At 71.8% G+C, this 19,372-nt stretch carries 18 protein-coding genes; 13 read left to right on the forward strand and 5 right to left on the reverse strand.

Going from position 1 to position 19,372, the window contains the following annotated elements; translation table 11 throughout:
* The first annotated feature begins 80 nt into the window (after positions 1-80).
* The 8 genes from ACSIH6_RS07980 (at position 81) to ACSIH6_RS08015 (ending at position 9,991) form a co-directional block, all read left to right on the forward strand.
* Positions 81-1,166, forward strand: coding sequence for a hypothetical protein (locus ACSIH6_RS07980; protein WP_435107579.1), 1,086 nt, complete (start codon positions 81-83; stop codon positions 1,164-1,166).
* 95 nt (positions 1,167-1,261) lie between these two features.
* Positions 1,262-1,687 (forward strand): MmcQ/YjbR family DNA-binding protein, encoded by a 426-nt coding sequence (locus ACSIH6_RS07985; protein ID WP_435107580.1) that lies wholly within the window; start codon positions 1,262-1,264, stop codon positions 1,685-1,687.
* 19 nt (positions 1,688-1,706) lie between these two features.
* Complete coding sequence (gene recD2, locus ACSIH6_RS07990) at positions 1,707-3,959, forward strand: SF1B family DNA helicase RecD2 (RefSeq protein WP_435107581.1); 2,253 nt, start codon at positions 1,707-1,709, stop codon at positions 3,957-3,959.
* Between the two features lie 263 nt (positions 3,960-4,222).
* Entirely contained in the window at positions 4,223-4,657 is a 435-nt protein-coding gene (locus ACSIH6_RS07995; RefSeq protein WP_435107582.1) for a (deoxy)nucleoside triphosphate pyrophosphohydrolase, read from the forward strand.
* A gap of 211 nt (positions 4,658-4,868) precedes the next feature.
* Positions 4,869-6,761 carry a translational GTPase TypA gene (typA, locus tag ACSIH6_RS08000; protein WP_435107583.1) on the forward strand — a complete coding sequence of 631 codons (1,893 nt, stop codon included), beginning with the start codon at positions 4,869-4,871 and terminating at the stop codon, positions 6,759-6,761.
* A 437-nt stretch (positions 6,762-7,198) separates the two neighbouring features.
* On the forward strand, positions 7,199-7,864 hold the full coding sequence (locus ACSIH6_RS08005; protein WP_435107584.1) for a DUF6758 family protein: 666 nt from the start codon (positions 7,199-7,201) through the stop codon (positions 7,862-7,864).
* Positions 7,865-7,922: 58 nt separating this feature from the next.
* Positions 7,923-8,798, forward strand: a complete 876-nt coding sequence (locus ACSIH6_RS08010) for a PHP domain-containing protein (protein WP_435107585.1) — start codon at positions 7,923-7,925, stop codon at positions 8,796-8,798.
* Between the two features lie 110 nt (positions 8,799-8,908).
* Entirely contained in the window at positions 8,909-9,991 is a 1,083-nt protein-coding gene (locus ACSIH6_RS08015; protein WP_435107586.1) for an MBL fold metallo-hydrolase, read from the forward strand.
* A gap of 91 nt (positions 9,992-10,082) precedes the next feature.
* Here the strand turns inward: ACSIH6_RS08015 and ACSIH6_RS08020 are convergent, their stop codons facing one another.
* Together ACSIH6_RS08020 and ACSIH6_RS08025 are read right to left on the reverse strand one after the other, a co-directional pair.
* Complete coding sequence (locus ACSIH6_RS08020) at positions 10,083-10,955, reverse strand: alpha/beta fold hydrolase (RefSeq protein ID WP_435107629.1); 873 nt, start codon at positions 10,953-10,955, stop codon at positions 10,083-10,085.
* Between the two features lie 189 nt (positions 10,956-11,144).
* Positions 11,145-12,713 carry a DEAD/DEAH box helicase gene (locus ACSIH6_RS08025; RefSeq protein ID WP_435107587.1) on the reverse strand — a complete coding sequence of 523 codons (1,569 nt, stop codon included), beginning with the start codon at positions 12,711-12,713 and terminating at the stop codon, positions 11,145-11,147.
* 564 nt (positions 12,714-13,277) lie between these two features.
* Here ACSIH6_RS08025 and ACSIH6_RS08030 point away from each other — a divergent pair.
* The 3 genes from ACSIH6_RS08030 (at position 13,278) to ACSIH6_RS08040 (ending at position 14,949) form a co-directional block, all read left to right on the forward strand.
* Complete coding sequence (locus tag ACSIH6_RS08030) at positions 13,278-13,961, forward strand: ferritin-like fold-containing protein (protein ID WP_435107588.1); 684 nt, start codon at positions 13,278-13,280, stop codon at positions 13,959-13,961.
* A 161-nt stretch (positions 13,962-14,122) separates the two neighbouring features.
* The gene (locus ACSIH6_RS08035; protein ID WP_047870279.1) at positions 14,123-14,434 is read left to right on the forward strand and encodes a DUF6401 family natural product biosynthesis protein; all 312 of its coding nucleotides are present in this window, start codon (positions 14,123-14,125) and stop codon (positions 14,432-14,434) included.
* Between the two features lie 272 nt (positions 14,435-14,706).
* Entirely contained in the window at positions 14,707-14,949 is a 243-nt protein-coding gene (locus ACSIH6_RS08040; protein ID WP_017564197.1) for a hypothetical protein, read from the forward strand.
* 71 nt (positions 14,950-15,020) lie between these two features.
* Here ACSIH6_RS08040 and ACSIH6_RS08045 read toward each other — a convergent pair whose 3' ends face one another.
* From ACSIH6_RS08045 to ACSIH6_RS08055, 3 genes are all read right to left on the reverse strand, one after another.
* Positions 15,021-15,818 carry a mechanosensitive ion channel family protein gene (locus tag ACSIH6_RS08045; RefSeq protein WP_435107589.1) on the reverse strand — a complete coding sequence of 266 codons (798 nt, stop codon included), beginning with the start codon at positions 15,816-15,818 and terminating at the stop codon, positions 15,021-15,023.
* Positions 15,819-16,123: 305 nt separating this feature from the next.
* A complete protein-coding gene (locus tag ACSIH6_RS08050) occupies positions 16,124-16,762 on the reverse strand; it encodes a TetR/AcrR family transcriptional regulator (protein WP_435107590.1) in 639 nt (212 codons plus the stop codon).
* 269 nt (positions 16,763-17,031) lie between these two features.
* On the reverse strand, positions 17,032-17,262 hold the full coding sequence (locus tag ACSIH6_RS08055; RefSeq protein ID WP_435107591.1) for an Rv3202a family protein: 231 nt from the start codon (positions 17,260-17,262) through the stop codon (positions 17,032-17,034).
* Positions 17,263-17,615: 353 nt separating this feature from the next.
* On the opposite strand from ACSIH6_RS08055, the gene moeZ reads away from it, so the two are divergent.
* On the forward strand, positions 17,616-18,779 hold the full coding sequence (moeZ, locus tag ACSIH6_RS08060) for an adenylyltransferase/sulfurtransferase MoeZ (protein WP_061081984.1): 1,164 nt from the start codon (positions 17,616-17,618) through the stop codon (positions 18,777-18,779).
* Positions 18,780-18,965: 186 nt separating this feature from the next.
* Positions 18,966-19,361, forward strand: a complete 396-nt coding sequence (locus ACSIH6_RS08065; protein WP_435107592.1) for an SPW repeat protein — start codon at positions 18,966-18,968, stop codon at positions 19,359-19,361.
* Positions 19,362-19,372: the final 11 nt, after the last annotated feature.

A 19,372-nucleotide genomic window follows, 5' to 3' on the forward strand; every position in this document is an offset into this window, starting at 1 on the left:
CCCCTACACGGCAGGAGGTTTCGGTATAAAGATGTCGTAAAGCTCATGCGTGGCCACGCGCCCGAACCGGGAAGGACACGATGGAGCTCACCCTCTCCGGCGGGTACAACGTCATCCTCACCTCCGACATGCGCCGGTCGATCCGCCTCGCCGCACCCCTGGGCGACCGGCGGGACGCGTGGTGCCCCGACGTCCGCAAACCGGGGGAGGGCGCGTCCCTCATCGCCCAGGGCCTGGCCGAACGCGACGCCCACGGGGTGCTCGTCCTCACCGAGCGCGGGATCCAGGCCCGGTCCATGCTCCTGCCCCTGGCCGGTCTGGTCGGCGAGCCCGGACGGGAGGGCAGGCCTACGCTCGACCCCTCCCTGCCAGAGGAGCGCGCCCGGAGGCTGCGCCTGGCCCTGGACACGGTGCGCGACGGACGAGCCCGGCGCGGCACCGGCGTGAGCGGACGCGACAAGGCGTTCGCGCGCGTGGCCTACGCGCTCCTCTGGGCCCTCATCACGTGCTGGATGGTCCTGGACCTGTCGTTCGGCGTCGAACTCGCCCTCGTCGCGGCCTCCGCCCTCGCGGTGGCGGGCGCGACCCTGGCCCGCACGCGCCACCAGCGCGCGGAGAGGGAACGCGACCCCGTGCGGATCGTGGTGTCCGCGGAGGGGGAGTTCGTGTCCCCCGGAGCGCTCGACGAGGAGTCCCGCGCCCTCCTGGAACGCGCGCAGAGGGCCGTCGACGTGGTCCTGGGCTCCTCGCTGCACGAACGCGGGCTCCTGCTGGACACCGTCCGCAACCGCGTGGTGCTGGCCGACGTGGAGTGGTCCGTCGCCCGCAGCCTCCTCCACCAGACCCGGGTCAGGGAGCGGATCGCCCGGACGCCCACGCCCGGCCAGCGCAGCCGTGAGGCCGCCGCCCGTGCCGGTGCCGTCCTGGAGGCCGAGACGGCCGAGGTGACGGCGCGGATCGGGGTGCTGGAGGACTACGCCGGACGCGTGCGCGCCGCCGAGCTGGACGAGCAGGACCGCCGGTCGGCCCGGGAACTCGACGCGATCGCCGCCGAGGCGGCCGAGGCCGGTGCCGTGCACGAGCAGAGCGCCGAGATGCTCGACTCCCTCGTCCGGGCCCAGGAACTGGCCCTGCGGGTGGCCGCGCTGGCCGAGGACCAGGACTGAACCGCTCCCGCGCGGGGTTGTCCACAGACCGAAGCCGGGTCTGCCGAACGTCGGCGGTCTCTGGCACTGTCGTAGGGGAGGAAGGGAGCTCCGCCATGACCCCCGGACAGTTCATCGACGCCGCCCTGTGGTTCCCCGAGGCCGAGGAGACCGAGCCCTTCGGGCCCGGCTACCTGGTCTACAAGGTGGCCGGGCAGAAGATGTTCGCTCTGCTCATGGGGGGAGGCGACGGGGGCGCTCCCGCCACGGTCAACCTCAAGTGCGATCCGGGGCTGGCCCTGGAGCTGCGCGACCAGTTCCCCGCGGTCACCCCCGGGTACCACATGAACAAGAAGCACTGGAACTCCGTGCTCCTGGACGGCACGGTGCCCGAGGACGAGATCCTGGAGATGCTCAGACACTCCTACGTCCTGGTGGCGGGGAGCCTGCGCCGGGCCGACCGCGACCGCGTGCTCGCGGTGCTGGGCGACGGCGCGCCGGAGACCGGCGGACCGGCCCCGCGGGCCCCGGAGAGGGTGTGAACGAGGAGAGGACGGCCACGTGCCCGACGCGACCTTCCGACCAGCCGTCGTCCAGGGCGTCCTGGAGCGGGTCACCTACGCCAACGAGGAGAACGGGTACACCGTCGCCAAGGTCGACACGGGCCGGGGCGCGCACGACCTCCTCACCGTCGTGGGTTCCCTCATGGGCGTCCAGCCCGGCGAGGCGCTGCGCATGCGCGGCCGCTGGGGCTCCCACCCGCAGTACGGCCGCCAGTTCCACGTGGACGACTACACGACCGTCCTGCCCGCCACGGTCCAGGGCATCCGCCGCTACCTCGGCTCCGGCCTGATCAAGGGCATCGGCCCCAAGATGGCCGAGCGGATCGTCGGCCACTTCGGCACCGACGCCCTGGAGGTCATCGAGGAGCACCCCGAACGGCTCATCGAGGTCCCGGGCCTGGGACCCAAGCGCACCCGGCTCATCGCCGACGCCTGGGAGGAGCAGAAGGCCATCAAGGAGGTGATGGTCTTCCTCCAGGGCGTGGAGGTCACCACCTCCCTGGCCGTGCGCATCTACAAGAAGTACGGCGACGCCTCCATCCAGATCGTGCAGAAGGAGCCCTACCGCCTGGCCACCGACGTGTGGGGGATCGGCTTCAAGACCGCCGACACCATCGCCCGCGCGGTCGGCATCCCGCACGACAGCCCGCAGCGGGTCATGGCGGGCATCCAGTTCACCCTCTCGGAGTCCACCGGTGACGGGCACGTCTACCTGCCCGAGGAGAAGCTCATCTCGGCGGCCGTGAAGATCCTCCAGGTGGAGGCCGGGCTGGTGATCGAGTGCGTGGCCGAACTCGTGGCCACCGAGGGCGTGGTCCGCGAGACGGTGCCCGGGCCCGAGGGCGAGCCCGTGCGCGCCGTCTACCTGCTGCCCATGCACCGCGCCGAGATCGGCCTCGCCTCCGGCCTGCGCGGCCTGCTCCACGCCCCGGCGGACCGCATGCCCGCGTTCGCCGGGGTGGACTGGGACGTGGCCCTGGACTGGCTGCGCTCGCGCACGCGTGCCGACCTCGCCGAGGCCCAGAGCGAGGCCGTGCGGCTGGCCCTGTCGGAGAAGGTGTGCGTGCTCACCGGCGGGCCCGGCTGCGGCAAGTCCTTCACGGTCGCCTCCATCGTCACCCTGGCCATGGCCAAGCACGCCACGATCGTCCTGGCCGCGCCCACCGGACGCGCCGCCAAGCGCCTCACCGAGATGACCGGCATCGAGGCGCGTACGGTGCACCGGCTCCTCGAACTCCGCCCGGGAGGCGACGCCGCCTACGACCGCGACAACCCCCTCGACTGCGACCTTCTGGTGGTGGACGAGGCCTCCATGCTGGACGTGATCCTGGCCAACAAGCTGGTCAAGGCGGTCCCGCCCGGGGCGCACCTGCTGTTCGTCGGCGACGTGGACCAACTGCCCTCCGTGGGCGCGGGCCAGGTGCTGCGCGACCTGTTGGACGGGGACTCCCCCGTGCCGAGCGTGCGCCTGACCCACGTCTTCCGCCAGGCCCAGCACTCCGGGGTGATCACCAACGCCCACCGGATCAACGGCGGCGAGCCGCCGGAGTTCCAGGGGATGTCCGACTTCTTCCTCTTCCCGTGCGAGGAGTCCGAGGACGCGGCCGAGATGACCGTGGACGTGGTCGCCCGCCGTATCCCGCGCCGGTTCGGCCTCGACCCGCGCCGGGACGTGCAGGTCCTCACCCCCATGAAGGGCGGCCCTGCTGGTGCGGCCAACCTCAACACGGCCCTCCAGGGCGCCGTGACGCCCTCCGGCGAGCACGTCCCCGAACGCCGGTTCGGCGGACGCGTCTTCCGCGTCGGCGACAAGGTCACCCAGGTCCGCAACAACTACGACAAGGGCGAGAACGGGGTGTTCAACGGAACGCTCGGCGTGGTCACGGGGCTCGACGAGGTGGCCCAGGAGGTCCTGGTCCGCACCGACGAGGACGAGGAGATCGCCTACGACTTCGCCGAGCTCGACGAGCTCGCCCACGCCTACGCCATCACCGTGCACCGCTCCCAGGGCAGCGAGTACCCCGCGGTGGTCGTGCCCGTCACCACCAGCGCCTGGATGATGCTCCAACGCAACCTGCTCTACACGGCCGTCACCAGGGCCAAGAAGCTGGTCGTCCTCGTCGGCTCCCGCCGCGCCCTGGCCCAGGCGGTGCGCAACGCCACCTCCGGGCGCAGGCACACGGCCCTGGCGTACCGGCTGCGGTCGGCCGGTCGTCCGCTGGAGGAGCCCCCGGCCGCGGACGCCCCCTGACCGCACACCACGAGAAAAGACGGTGAACGTTTGCCGATATCCATCACGCGCGTCCACCGGGCGAAATAGGATCTGCCCCGAATCTGCCGGCTCCGGGCGCCGCGTCCCGACCCGGTCGGACGACCAGCCACATCGGAGGCCGACGCTCTTTCCACTCCCCCCGGAGAGCGGCGGCACCCCCGGGCGCCGGCCTCCCAGCGCCGGCGCCCGGGGTCCACGCCCGCCGCCCCGAAGGTCACGGGCCCTGGCTAGGGTGGAGCACTGTGGAACAACAAACCCTGATCGTGGTGGGCGCCGTCATCGTCCGTGACGGCCGCGTCCTGGCCGCACAGCGCGCCGAACCCGAGGCCCTGCGCGGCCGGTGGGAGTTCCCCGGCGGCAAGGTCGACCCGGGGGAGACCCCGGAGCTGGCCCTGGTCCGCGAGTGCCGCGAGGAACTCGGCGTCACCGTCCGCCCCCTGCACCAGCTCGGCGCGGACGCGCCCTTCCCCGCGCCCACCAGGAGGCACACGCGCCCCGCGGTGCTGCGGCTCTGGCGCGCGGAACTGGTCGCGGGGGAGCCCCTCCCCCTGGAACACCTGTCCCTGCGCTGGCTCGCCGCCGACGAGCTGCGCGGACCGGACTGGCTGCCCGCCGACGTGCCCTTCCTCGACCTCGTCGAACCCCTGCTCACCCCGGGCGCCGTCCCCCGTTCCTGACCCACGCGGGTGCGCGGGCGCCGCCGTGCGCGCGGGAGCGGACGGACGGTCCCTGGCGCCGCCGCGCACCGGACAGGGACGACCGGGCTCTGCGAGGCCGTGACGGCGGCGGCCTGCACGTTTCCCCACCAGACCACCATGACCGCATAAACTGGCGGTGGGCCGTGGCACTCCGCGGTTCTTCCCAGTACCAGGAGAACGAGACTTTCCCATGTCCAGCGCTACGCCCGTCGAGGGCTCCGCACGCCGCAGCGACCTCCGTAACGTCGCGATCGTGGCCCATGTGGACCACGGCAAGACGACCCTCGTTGACGCCATGCTCTGGCAGTCCGGTGTGTTCCGGGAGAACCAGGACGTCGACGACCGGGTGATGGACTCCAACGACCTGGAGCGCGAGAAGGGCATCACCATTCTCGCCAAGAACACGGCCGTCCACTACACCACGCCCGAGGGGGAGGACGTGGTCATCAACATCATCGACACCCCCGGACACGCCGACTTCGGCGGCGAGGTCGAGCGCGGCCTGTCGATGGTCGACGGCGTGGTCCTGCTCGTGGACGCCAGCGAGGGCCCCCTCCCGCAGACCCGCTTCGTGCTGCGCAAGGCCCTCCAGGCCAAGCTCCCCGTCATCCTCGTGATCAACAAGGTCGACCGGCCCGACAGCCGGATCGCCGAGGTCGTGGACGACACCTACGAGCTGTTCATGGACCTGGACGCCGACGAGTCGCAGATCGAGTTCCCGATCGTCTACGCCTGCGCCCGCGACGGCAAGGCCTCCCTGGAGCGCCCCGCCAACGGCACGGTGCCCGACAACGACAACCTCGTGCCGCTGTTCAGCACCATCCTGGACACCATCCCGGCACCCGAGTACGTCCCCGGGGCCTCGCTCCAGGCGCACGTGACCAACCTGGACGCCTCCCCGTTCCTGGGCCGCCTGGCGCTGTGCCGCGTCCAGCACGGCGAGCTGCGCAAGGGCCAGCAGGTCGCGTGGATCCGCACCGACGGCACCGTTCAGCAGGTCAAGCTCACCGAGCTGCTCATGACCGACGGCCTGGAGCGCAAGCCCGCCGAGAAGGCCGGGCCCGGCGACATCGTCGCCATCGCCGGTATCGAGGAGATCATGATCGGCGAGACCCTCGCCGACCTGGAGAACCCGGTCCCGCTGCCGCTGATCCGGGTGGACGAGCCCGCCATCTCCATGACCATCGGCACCAACACCTCGCCGCTGGTCGGCAAGGTCAAGGGCGCCAAGGTCACCGCGCGCCTGGTCAAGGACCGCCTCGACAAGGAACTCGTCGGCAACGTCTCTCTGAGGGTCCTGCCCACCGAGCGCCCCGACACCTGGGAGGTGCAGGGCCGCGGCGAGCTGGCGCTGGCCATCCTGGTCGAGCAGATGCGCCGCGAGGGCTACGAGCTGACCGTCGGCAAGCCGCAGGTGGTCACCCGGGTCGTGGACGGCAAGGTGCACGAGCCCGTCGAGCGCCTCACCGTGGACGCCCCCGAGGAGTACATGGGCGCCATCACCCAGCTGCTCAGCATCCGCAAGGGCCGCATGGAGAACATGGTCAACCACGGCACCGGCTGGGTGCGCATGGACTGGCTGGTGCCCTCCCGCGGCCTCATCGGCTTCCGCACCGAGTTCCTCACCGAGACCCGCGGCACCGGTATCGCCCACCACGTCTTCGAGAAGTTCGAGCCGTGGTTCGGCGAGCTGCGCACCCGCCCCAACGGGTCCCTGGTGGCCGACCGCGCCGGTGCCGCCGTCGCGTTCGCGATGTTCAACCTCCAGGAGCGCGGCACGCTCTTCGTCGAGCCGGGCACCGAGGTCTACGAGGGCATGATCGTGGGCGAGAACTCGCGCTCCGACGACATGGACGTGAACATCACCAAGGAGAAGAAGCTCACCAACATGCGCTCGGCCACCGGCGACGAGCTGGTGCGCCTGGTGCCGCCGCGCAAGCTGTCCCTGGAGCAGGCCCTGGAGTTCTGCCGCGAGGACGAGTGCGTGGAGGTCACCCCCGAGCACGTGCGTATCCGCAAGGTCGTCCTGGACCAGAAGGAGCGCGGCCGGATGACGGCCAACAAGAAGCGCCAGCAGCAGTAGGACCGCTGCCCCGTCCGTGGGCGGGCCGCTTCGGCGGTCCGCCCACGACGCGTTTTCTGGCCGGTCCCCTCGGGTAGACCCGTGAGCAGCTTGACTTCTCTCCCAGCCGAAGTGGGGAGACTCTTCCCTCGCGGGTTGAGCTTTCTGCTTCGTAGCCGGTTGCCGACCCGAACCAACGGCGGGGGACGGGGGGCCGCCCATCGGTCTTACATCAGCTCCACAGACATCTTCCGCCAGCCCGGCGGTAGGCCGACCCGGACGTGGTTCTCGTCCGAGCCGACGCGGGTCAGGCTAGTACCGGTTCGAGCGTTGGTTCGCGGGTTTGGCGATTCTGGTGGGCGGTTATCCGCCCGGGGCGGATAACCGTCTCCCGTCCCGTTCCGTGGGAGCCGATTCCTCGCTTGCCTGAGAGCCAGAGTTTCCTCGGAAGGACCCAGATGAAGTCCGAGCCCACGTGTCCCCGTTGCGGGCGCGCGGTCCAGCCTCCGGGACTGTGGACCAGCGCCTGGCAGTGCGACGCCCACGGGCCGGTGGCGCCCCTCCAGGAGGTGCGCGCCCCCGGGCCGGCCGCGCTGGAGGCACTCCTGCCCCAGGCGCACGTCCCGGTCTGGATTCCCTGGCCGCTGCCCGCCAACTGGGTGGTCACCGGCTTCGCCGAGGCCGGTGACGACCGCAGCGGCGCCCTCGCCACGGCCGTCGCCCTCTCCGGGCCCGACCTGGTCGGCGGTGTCGGAGAGGTGGTCATCGTCGCCGAGGACCCGGGAGTCGGGCTCGGCGCCCGCCTCGCCGGGCTGGAGGGCCCCGACCCCGGCGACGGCTTCGACACCTCCGCCGCCGACGCCAAGGTGCGCTTCGACGGCCACGAGATCGCCCTGTGGAATCTGGCCCTGGGCCCCGACCGCGCCGTCTACACCGGCGAGGCGCTCGCCCAGTGGCTGTGGCTCGTCTTCGCCTCCGCCGACACCGGCGTGCTCATGTGCGAGATCAGCGCCCTGCGGGACCTGCGCGACATCCGCGACGGCGGGCTCTCCCTGGAGCCGCCCTTCGGCGCCCCCAGTCCCTTCCTCACCCGGGTCCTGGCGCCCCGGCGGGACGCGGGCTGAGCGGGAGGCCCTCGCCCCGGCGGACCGCGCCGGACCACGGCCTACGTACAATCGCCCGGTGACACGTATCGACCTGCACGCACACAGCTCGGTCTCCGACGGAACCGACACCCCCGCCGAAGTCGTCGAGCACGCGGTCGCCGCGGGTCTCGACGTGCTCGCCCTCACCGACCACGACACGGTCGGCGGAATCGGAGAGGCGGCCGAGCACCTGCCCCCCGGATTCACCCTGGTCCCCGGGATGGAGCTCTCCTGCGCCCACGCCGGGTCCAGTGTCCACCTGGTGTGCTACCTGTTCGATCCCGACGACCCCGCGCTCACCGGTGAACTGCGCCGGGTCCGCTCCGACCGGGCCTCCCGCGCCGAGGAGATGGTCCGCAAGCTCCGCGAGCACGAGGTCGACGTCACCTGGGAGCGGGTGCTGGAGATCGCGGGCGCGGGCCACGACGAGTACGCCGACGCCAACACGATCGGCCGCCCGCACCTGGCCCGCGCGATCGTGGAGGCGGGCGCGGCCAGGGACGTGCAGGACGCCTTCGACCGCTGGATCGGCTCCGGCGGCCCGGCCTACGCCTCGCGGTACGCGATCGACCCGGTCCGCGCGGTGGAGCTGGTCCGGGCGGCGGGCGGGGTCTGCTCGCTGGCGCACCCGGGGCGGGCGGAGGGCGCCCTCAACGGCGCGGTCCCCCTCGAACTCGTGGAGCGCATGGCCGGGGCCGGCCTGGGCGCGATCGAGGCCGACCACCCCTCGCACAACCGGCAGCAGGCCCGCCACTGGCGGGGCGTGGCCGGGGAGCTGGGCGTGCTGGTCACCGGCTCCAGCGACGACCACGGAAGCCTCACCGGTCACCGCCTGGGGTGCAGGACCACCGCCCCGGAGGCGTTCGAACGGCTCGTGGCGCCCGCGACGGGGGTGCCCCTTCTGCGCGGGTGAACCGCGTGTCGTTCTTCCGGCGTCCGGTACGGTACCGACCACTGTGCGGGAGCGCGACAATGGTCGCAGCGCAAACACCCATACCCGGACGAAGTCGAGAGGTCTGAGCCGTGTTCTGGAATCGGAAGTCGAAGAAGCAGGAGGGCCAGGAGGCCACCGATTCCGCTGCGGAGGCCGCGGCGGAGCACGAGGAGACCGCCTCCGCCAGCGGGGACGGGGTCGCGGACGACGGGGCGAAGGACTCGGCCGGGACCGCTGAGGCCGCATCGGAGGCCGCCGACGACGGCGCCGCGGAGCCCACCGCCGACGCCGGGGAGACCGCGAAGGCGGAGAAGGCGAAGGACGGGGGCGCCGACGGCACGTCCGACGAGGACACCACCGCGGACAGCGTCGAGGACGAGGCGGACGACGTCGAGGACTCCGCGGTCGGTGACGGGAAGACGGAGGAGGACGGGGCTTCGGACGAGTCCGAGGACTCCGCCGAGTCCGCGGAGGCCGACGAGGCCGAGGAGCCGGTGAACGCCGACGTCTTCGCCGACGAGGGCGAGGAGGTCGGGGTGACCGGCCCCGACGGCGACGGCATCACCCGCGTGCGCACCGCCGGGACCTTCGAGTTCGACGACGAGGAGTACCCGGTCGTCAGCAACACCTGGATCATCGACGCCGACGACGAGGGCGTCGTCGTCATCGACCCCGGCCATGACGCCGAGGCGATCCTGGCCGCCGTCGGTGAGCGCGAGGTCTACCTGGTGGCCTGTACCAACGCCTACAGCCCCCACATCGAGGCGGCCATCAAGGTCGCCGAGGAGTCCGAGGCCCCCATCGCGCTGCACCCCCGCGAGATGCGCGCCTGGCGCCGCCACCACGGCGCCGAGCACCGCCCCGAGATCGAGGTGGAGGGCCAGGGCGCCCTCGACATCGGCAAGCTGCACATCGACGTCCTGGCCCTGCCCGGCACCTCCCCCGGCACCGTCGGCTACTACCTCAGCGAGCGCGGCGTCGTCTTCGGCGGTGACACCCTGCGCAAGGGCGAGCCCGGGATGGTCGGCAACACCTACATCGACTACACCACGCAGCTCGCCTCCATCGGCGAGGCGCTGCTGTCCCTGCCCCCGGACACGCGCATCCTGCCCGACCGCGGCCCCGCCACCACCGCGGCGGCCGAGGGCAAGAACTTCGACTCCTGGGTCTGAGCACGGACTCTCCGGGGCCCCGCCCCCGCTCGGCCGCCGCTGACCCGCCACGCTGACGGGTCAGCGGCGGCCGTCGTCGTGGTGACCGCGATCAGCGGCGGCCCACCGACTCCGCCTCGTTCCAGAACGCGGTCAGCGCGCTCGCGACGGTCTCGGGCGCCTCCACGTTGGGGGAGTGCCCGGCGCCGGGCACCACGAGGCGCTTGGCGCCCAACCGCTCGGCCATCCGGTCCTGCTCCTCCAGCGGCCAGGCGTCGTCGTTCTCGCCGTACAGGACCAGCTTGGGGGCGTCCACCCGGGCCAGTTCGTCCACACGGTCGGGCGCGGACACCAGCTCCTCGGCCATGTGCATCAGGCCCACGGCGCTGCTCCTCAGCAGCCGGTCGCGCAGGAAGTCGCGGATCTCGGACCGGGGGCTGCGGGCCCGCGCCACGGAGTCGAACTGCTCCTCCCACAGTTCGCGGAGCCGCTCGGTGGTGGGGTTGATGGACACGGCGGCGATGAGACCGCTCGCCGTGCCCGCGCCCGGACCGCTCAGGGCGCCGGGGCCCGAGCACAGGAGGGTGAGCGAGGCCAGCGGCGCCATCTCCACCAGCGCGGCCTCGCGTGAGACCAGTCCGCCGAAGGAGTGGCCCAACAGGTGGACGGGGCCGCCGTCACCGACCTGGTCCATGACCTCGGCGACCACCGCGCCCAGGGAGGGCAGGCCGTAGTCCGGCCTGCGCACGCCCGGGGGAGGGGAGAGGGATTCGGGGCCCGGCGACTCGTAGGTGCCGGGAAGGTCGATCGCGACCACCTCCCGCCCGGCCTGGGCCAGGCTCTGGAGGAGGGCGATGAAGTCCTCCTTGCTGCCGGTGAAACCGTGCACCAGGACAGCGGGGGCGAGTTCGGGGCCGCCGGAGGTGGGCAGCGCCCGCAGGGCGGCCACCGGACCGTACGACAGGGTCAGATCGGCGCGTCGCACGCCCGGTGGCAGGTCGATGAACTGAGGTGTACTCACGTCGGGTCACCCTAGACGATCGTCGGCCCGGGCAGACATAACCCGGGCCGTGGCCGACGGCCGGGACCGGTGTGGACGTCGGCCCTGGGGCCCCGCGACCGGGCCGCGGGGCGCACGGCCGCGACGCCCGCCACGGGCGGGCGCCGGGAGGGGTCAGGTGTTCTCGGGGTCCCTGCGGACCGCACCGCGGGTACGGCGGCGGCGCCGTACCTTGCGCGCGCCCTCGTCGGAGGGTGCCGCGCCCTCGCGCGGCGCCTCCTGGGCCACCGGGGCGCTCTCGGCCTTCCTGCCCGCCGCGGCCTCGGTCCCGGCCGCGCTCTGGCCGCCTCGGGTGCGCCGACGCGAACGGCTGCTGCGGCTCCGGCCGCGTCCGCCCTCGTCACGGCCGCTCTCACCGCGTGCGTTCTCACCGCGTCCGCCCTCGGCGCGCGCGCCCTCGCCGCGGCCCCGGCCCCGCCGGCCGCCGCGCTCGCCGCGCGCCACGCCGGTGTCGCCGATGTCCTCGATCTCCTCGGCCTCCAGACCCGCGTGCTCGCCACGCCGGTCCGCGGCCAGCTTGCCCTTGGTCCCGGCCGGGATCCGCAGCGCCTCGAAGAAGTGCGGCGAGTTGGAGTAGGTCTCCTCCGGCTCGTGGAAGGGCAGGTTGAGGGCGCCGTTGATCAGCTTCCAGCGCGGCATCTCCTGCCAGTCCACGAAGGTGACGGCGGTGCCGCTGCGCCCGGCCCGGCCGGTGCGGCCGATGCGGTGCGTGTAGGTCTTCTCGTCCTCGGGGGTCTCGTAGTTGACCACGTGCGTGACGTCGTCCACGTCGAGTCCCCGGGCGGCCACGTCGGTGGCGACCAGGATGTTGATCTTGCCGTTGCGGAAGGCCCGCAGGGCCCGCTCGCGCTGGCTCTGCCCCAGGTCGCCGTGGACGGCCGCGACGGCGAACCCGCGCGTCTCCAGGTCGCCCGCCACCCGGTCGCAGGCGCGCTTGGTCTGGCAGAACACCATGCTCTGGCCGTGGTCCTGCGCCTGGAGCAGGCGGGCGAGCATCTCGATCTTGTCCATCTGGTGGGTGCGGAACGCGTGCTGCGTGATCTGCCCCGTGATGGCCGAGCCGTCGATCTCGTCGTCGTCGCTCGCGCGCACGTGCGTGGGGCGGTGCAGGTACTTGCGCGACAGGGAGACGATCTCGCTCGGCATGGTGGCCGAGAAGAGCATCGTCTGACGCTCGCTCGGGATCCTGGTGAGGATGCGCTCGATGTCGGGCAGGAAGCCCAGGTCGAGCATCTTGTCGGCCTCGTCCAGCACCACCGCGGACACGCCGCCCAGGCTCAGGTGCTTCTGCTTCTCCAGGTCCAGCAGGCGGCCCGGGGTGCCGACGACGACGTCGGTGCCCTCCTTGAGGCCGTTGACCTGGGGCTCGTAGGAGCGGCCGCCGTAGACGGTCAGGATGCGGGTCCCGCTGCGCTTGCTGGCGGTGGTCAGGTCCGCGGCGACCTGGATGGCCAGCTCGCGGGTGGGGACCACGACCAGGGCGCGCGGCCGCTTGGGTGTTCCGGGGTCCTTCTGCGCCCGCTGGAGCAGGGGCAGGCCGAAGGCCAGGGTCTTACCGGTGCCGGTACGGGCCTGGCCGATGATGTCGCTGCCGCCCAGCGCGATCGGCAGGGCGAGCTCCTGGATGAGGAAGGGCTCGACGATCCCCTCGGCCTCCAGGGCGTCCGCGAGTTCGGTGCTCACACCGAGGTCGCGAAAGGTCGTCTTCGGTTTGGTTGTGACTTCTGTGCTGCTCAGGGCTCAAGCCTCCATCTTGGCGGGCCGCAACGTTGGCGTGGCCGCGGCGGGATGCGGTCGCGGACGGCTCCTTGGCCGCCGCGGGGGGCGCGGCTCACCGGTCGTTCCTCTCGCGGAACGGTGCGGTGGCGCTGCCGTGAGGACCCGTGCGGCGCAGGGGTTTGGTCCGGCCGCGGATCGGGACCTTCCCCGCTCGGGACGGGGAGCATCCGTGGTTCGTCGTTTTCCTCGCGCGGTCCGGTCCACCGTCGGTGGGGCCCGCGCCTGTGCGGGCGCCGCCTCCGCGGCGCCGGTACGTGGGAGATCCCGCGTGTGTGAGGGAGATGTTCGCGTCGGACGCACACACCGGTCATCACGCAGAGTCTAGCTGCTGACTCGCCAGGTGGACATACCAGTTCACCGGGCTGTGGACGGCGTGGACCGTACCCGCTCCCGGCGTGTACAACCGTGCCTTCGGTCCGTTTAGTCCCCGGTTCGGTGCCCGGGAGGCCTGGCGATACCCTGGCGGGCATGACCCACGGCCCCTCTGCCGAGCCCGGCGTGATCGACCTGCTCGGCCTGCTCGCCTACGCGGAGCTCGGCTCCTTCTTCCGCCTCGCCGACGACGCGGGCCTGGCCCCGTCGCTGCGCTCCAAGGGTCAGCTGGCCGCCCTGGCCGCCACCGAGCAGGCGCACTACCAGTCGCTCCGCGACCGGCTGGAGGAGCTGGGCGTCGTGCCCGAGGAGGCCATGGGGCCCTTCGTGGAGCCGCTGGACGCCTGGCACGACAGGACCGAGCCGCAGAGCTGGCTGGAGAGCCTGGTCAAGACCTACGTCGGCGAGGGCATCGCGGGGGACTTCTACCGCAAGGTCGCCGAGCTGGCCGACGAGGGGACGCGGACCCTGGTCGAGGGCGTGCTGGCCGAGACCGGCCGGGCCGAGTTCGTCTCCGCGACGGTGCGCGCCGCCGTGGAGGAGGACCCCAAGCTGGTCGGACGCCTGTCCCTGTGGGCCCGCCGCCTGGTCGGCGAGGCGCTCAGCCAGGCGCAGGCTGTGGCGGTCTCGCGCCCCCAGCTCGCCGCGCTCCTGGCCGGGGTCCCCGGACGTGTCCCGGACGGCACGGGGCTCGGCGACCTCGCCGCGGTCAGCCGGATGTTCGCCTCGCTCACCGACCGCCACTCCGACCGCCTCAAGGCCATGGGGCTGACCACCTGACACGCGGTCGCGGCGGACGGTTTCCTTGCCCGTCCTTGACCGGGCCCTGTGGGATCTTGGTCAAGCGCGGGTAATATCCAACACTTTCGTGACGATTGGTTGGGCACTGGCCGTAAAATCGATGAAGTTTCCGTCTCCTGACCACGCGAGTAGGTACTTCCATGCCCAGTGGGACCTCCGTGCGCCATCCGCTGGCCGGACTCACCCGTGACTTCCACCGGATCGGCCCCCTCGGCGCCCCGATCGAACCCTGGATGTGCGCTGAGCTGGACCAGCACGCCGCACAGGTGTGCGAAGGCATCACCTCCTCCGGCGGCGAGCTCAACGCCCGCACCCTGGGCACCTACCTGCACGGATTCCTCGACGGCTGCCTCGAACGGGGCTGGGACTCCGAGGCGGTCGAGTACGACTGGGAGACACTGCGCATCCTCGCGATCTGCCGACTGGCCAAGGAGCGCGGTTTCGTCCGCTAGGTTTGGTGGCGTCCGCAGACCGGTGTGGTCCACAACCCGAGCTCCTCGTGGCCCCCGTCCCTGCCCGTTCTCCGGTGGAAACCCGTCTTCGGGCGTACGCTGAAAAGGACCGGTGACTCCACAGCGGCCGATTCCGGGCCGGCGCACCGTGGCAGAACCAGGGCCCTGCGGAATGCAACCTGGGACTGACGGCGTTATGTCGGTCCGGAAAACGGACCCACAGGCGCCGTAACTGGCGGAGCGGCCCGCAGAGCCGCGAGAAAGGAAGGCGAATGAGGAGCGGTCGGCATGGGGCGGCGCGCCCACCGGTCGGCGTCCTGATCCAACAGGACCGCGTCGACTTCGCGCTTTTCGCACTGATCTTCGTCGTCGCGCTGGTGTCGATGGTCTTCACCGGGCCCGGGAATGTCGCTTTCTGGCTGGCCTTCCTCCCGATCATCGCCTCCGTCGTGCTGACCTTCCGGCGGATCGAGCACCTCTCACGCCTGGAACTGCGCGACTCGGAATTCCTCTAGGAGGCGTCCGACGGCACACGGCGAGGGCGGGGCCGCACGGCCCCGCCCTCGCCCCGTGTCCGCGCCCGTGGCTACGGCGCGGGCGGCTCGCCGCCCGCGCCGCGCCGTGCGCTCTGGGAGGTCGCGCCCTCGCGCGGCTCCGTGCGCTCGGCGGTCGCGGGACGGCCCAGGGCCGCCTCGCGGCCGGCCCGGTAGCTGCTCTCCTCGCTCATGCGGCTGGTCTCGCGCTCGGCCACGTCCAGCCAGCGGGACCAGCGCGAACGCATCGGCTCGATCATGCCGCCGCCCACACCGACGACGAGGATGCCGCCGACCGTGGCCAGGACCGCGATCAGCACCGGCACGGTGACGGTCACCGCCACGCCCATCTGGTTCAGCGCCGCGATGACACCGAGGGCCAGGATGAACACGCCCGCGGCGTTGGCCAGGAAACGGCCGTAGGAGAGGCCGCCCAGCGCGCCGGAGACGATGTCGCGGACCGCCTTGGCGATCATCGCGGCCACCACCACGATCACCAGAGCGACGATGCCGCGCGGGATCCAGGCGATGACGTCGTTGAGCAGCGTGCTGATCGGGTTCGGTCCGAAGACGCTGAACGCGAGCGTGAACACGAACAGCAGCCCGACGTAGTAGATGATCTTTCCGCACAGCTCGCTGGCGCTCCAGCGGCTGCGCTCGAAGTACTCGCCCACACCTCCGCGGTGCAGGGCACGGTCCAGTCCGACGCCGTGCAGACCCTTGGCGACCGCCTTGCCCACCAACCAGGCGATGATCCATCCCAGGACCAGGATCACCAGGAAGCCGATCAGCAGCGGCACGAAACTCGCCACCGCCTGCCAGGCCGTCATCAGGCCCTGACCCATGTCCATAACGTCTTCACCCCCAAATCGCTTGCTCCGCCGGGGCTCCGAAGCGAAGGACCGGGCGGATACGGCGAAGAGAAGTGCGTTACTTCTCATTCCGGCGATACCCGGAGGGCGGCAATTGAATCGCTTGTCCCACACAAGCGGAGGTGATTACCTTTTTTTGGGACATTCCTTGCCCGGCGGTGGGAAGAAATCCCTTTCTCGGCTGTCGGGGCGCTTTCGGGACATCACCGGGAAAGACGAAGGCCCCCGTGCGCGCACGGGGGCCGGTCGTCGTCCGGGTGGCGGGGACCGCCCCGCCGGATCCGTCAGCCCTGTTCCCCGGAGCCGCGTTGCAGGTCCCAGCCGCTGATGCCGCGCCAGGCCAGGCGGGCCACCAGCTGCTCCGCCGCGTCCTTGGGCACGGAGCCGCGGCTGTTGAGCCAGTACCGGGCACTGGTCTCGGCCATGCCGACCAGCCCGATGCTCAGCAGGTGCGCCTCCTCGTCGGAGATGCTGGTGTCCTGGCGGATCACCTCGCCGATGAGCTCGGCGCAGCGCTGGAAGGTCTCCTCGCTCTTCTCCCGTACGGCCGGGAGGTTGCGCAGGTCGGACTCGAAGACCAGGCGGAAGGCCTCACCGTCGCCCGCGACGAAGTCGAAGTAGGCGCGGAAGCTCGCGATGACGCGCTGGCGGTTGTCGTCCGTGCTCTCCAGGGCCTCGCGCTGCTTCTCGACCAGCACCTCGGAGTGTTCCTCCAGCAGGGCCAGGTACAGCTCCAGCTTCCCCGGGAAGTGCTGGTAGAGGACCGGTTTGCTGACTCCGGCGCGGTCGGCGATCTCGTCCATCGCCGCCGCGTGGTACCCGCGCGCGACGAAGATCTCCTGGGCCGCTGCCAGGAGCTGGCGACGGCGCCTGACCCGGGGCAAGCGGGTACCCCGGGCGCGGGAGTCTGAAGGAGCTGTCACACCGACCCTCCGAACTCGGCATGGCAGATGCACGCCATAACCGGACATCTGCGTGGCTAGTGCTGACGGACCGCGGCCAGGGGGCGCGCTCCACAGCGGTCCCCCTCATCCTACTCCGGCGTAAGTTCCCCGTGAGCAGCGGGAAGCCGGTCGGGACCCTGGACGGGCACGGCGCGGCACCGGCCGAACAGGTGGTCAGGGCCGCGATCGGCGGCCGGGAGGAAGCGGAGGAAAAAGGACCCGGGCCCGGGCCCGGGGGACCTCCCCCGTCAGCGCCGGTCCTCGTCGTCCACGCCCGCCTCCCGGGCCTGTTCCACCACGTCCGCCTCGGCGGCGCGCTCGAAGCTCTCCTCGGACGGGTCCTCCCATCCCTCTCCCTCCCCGCCCTCGTCGCCCCCGGCGGACGCGCGCTGCTCGACCGCGTCGGCCTCGGGCACCTCGGATGCGGGGTCCCCGCCGGCGGCCGGGCGTCGTCCCACGGAACGGTTCTCCTGTGCCACAGGGTCCTCCCCCACGTCGTCGCCGTGCGTACGCCCGACCACTACCCGCCGCCCGGGCCGGTACGCGCGGCCCCGGGGACGAACTCGCCCGCGGGTCAGGTCGCCGACCAGGACCGGGGCCCGGCGGGCCGCGCGGGGATGAAGTGGGATGAACTCGCCCGCGGCGTTGGTTGTGAGGGGGTGGGGACGGGCCCGCGAAGGATGTGCTCCACGCCTCCCGGTGACGGGAATGCAATACCCCACCCGTTAGGTTGGGTATAAGTGCAAGCACGCTTCGCGTCCCCGCCCCCTCGCCCGGTGGCCCCTGCGGTACGGGCGGTGCGAAGCAACCCGAACAGACATGAGGAGTCACCGTGTCGCTGCCGCCGCTGGTGGAACCAGCTGACGAGCTGACCGTGGACGAGGTGCGCCGTTACTCGCGTCACCTGATCATCCCCGACGTGGGTATGGACGGGCAGAAGCGCCTGAAGAACGCCAAGGTCCTGGTCGTCGGCGCGGGCGGCCTGGGCTCCCCGGCGCTGCTCTATCTGGCCGCCGCGGGAGTGGGCACGCTCGGCATCATCGACTTCGACGTCGTCGACGAGTCCAACCTCCAGCGCCAGGTCATCCACGGACAGAGCGACGTCGGCCGCCCCAAGGCCGAGTCCGCCCGGGACAGCATCAAGGAGGTGAACCCGGGAGTCCGCGTCATCCTGCACCAGGAGCGCCTGGAGTCGGACAACGCGCTGGAGATCTTCGCCGACTACGACCTGGTCCTGGACGGCACCGACAACTTCGCGACCCGGTACCTGGTCAACGACGCCTGCGTCATCCTCGACAAGCCGTACGTGTGGGGTTCGATCTACCGCTTCGACGGCCAGGTCAGCGTCTTCTGGAACGAGTACGGGCCCCAGTACCGCGACCTGTACCCCGAGCCCCCGCCGCCCGGCATGGTGCCCTCCTGCGCCGAGGGCGGCGTCCTGGGCGTGCTGTGCGCCTCCATCGGCTCGGTCATGGTGAACGAGGCCATCAAGCTGATCACCGGCATCGGTGACCCGCTCGTGGGCCGCCTGCTCATCTTCGACGCCCTGGAGATGACCTGGCGCGAGGTCAAGGTCCGCAAGGACCCCGACACCGAGCCGGTCACCGAGCTCATCGACTACGAGGCGTTCTGCGGCGCCGTGTCGGAGGAGGCCACCGAGGCCGCCGCCGGTTCCACGATCACCGCGGGCGAGCTCAAGGACCTGCTGGACAACAAGCCCGAGGAGATCTTCCTCGTGGACGTCCGGGAGAAGAACGAGTACGAGATCGTCAGCATCCCGGGGGCCACGCTCATCCCCAAGGGCGAGTTCCTCAACGGCAGGGCCCTGGAGCAGCTGCCGCAGGACCGGCGCATCGTCCTGCACTGCAAGTCGGGCGTCCGCTCCGCCGAGGCGCTGGCCGCGGTGCACGCGGCCGGGTTCTCCGACGCCGTCCACGTGGGCGGCGGCGTCCTGGCCTGGATCAACCAGGTCGACCCGAGCCTGCCCGAGTACTGACGGACGGGCCCGACGGGGGACGGGGCGGTGCCGGGAGGCGATCCCGGCACCGCCCCGCCGCGTTCGCGCCCCGGCTCCCGTCTCCGTCCCGCCTCCCGCCGTCGTGCCTGCTCAGCCCGTCGGGTGGGTAGGAGTCCGGGCAGGGGCCGTCGGCCGACGGCGGTCCGCTCCTCGGGAGGTGGCTCCATGGGACGCAAGGGACGCAAGGGACGCTGGGCGGACTGGGTGGCGATCCTCGCCGGTCTGGCCCTGGGACTGAGCTGGATCTGGCACGGGATGTACGGCTTCGGCGGGGGCGCGATGTTCGTCCTCGGGCTGGGCGTCATCATGGCCTCGGTGGTCTCCATCACCCGGCCGGGGGCGCTGTCGAGCGAGGCGGGCGTCCTCGCGATCGGCGTCCTGGTCTTCGTGATGCCGTGGCTGTTGGGCTTCACCGACCTCACCGCCGCCGCCTGGACGGCGTGGATCCTCGGTGCCGTCGTGGCCCTGCTGGGGGCGTTCGGCCTCGTCAAGGCGCGCCAGGCCCGCAGGCGCGACCCCGAACTCGCCTGGGGCGAGCACGGCGACCAGGTCACCGCCTGACCGGGCGCCGC

The sequence above is a fragment of the Nocardiopsis synnemataformans genome (assembly GCF_965343085.1).
GTDB lineage: Bacteria > Actinomycetota > Actinomycetes > Streptosporangiales > Streptosporangiaceae > Nocardiopsis > Nocardiopsis alborubida.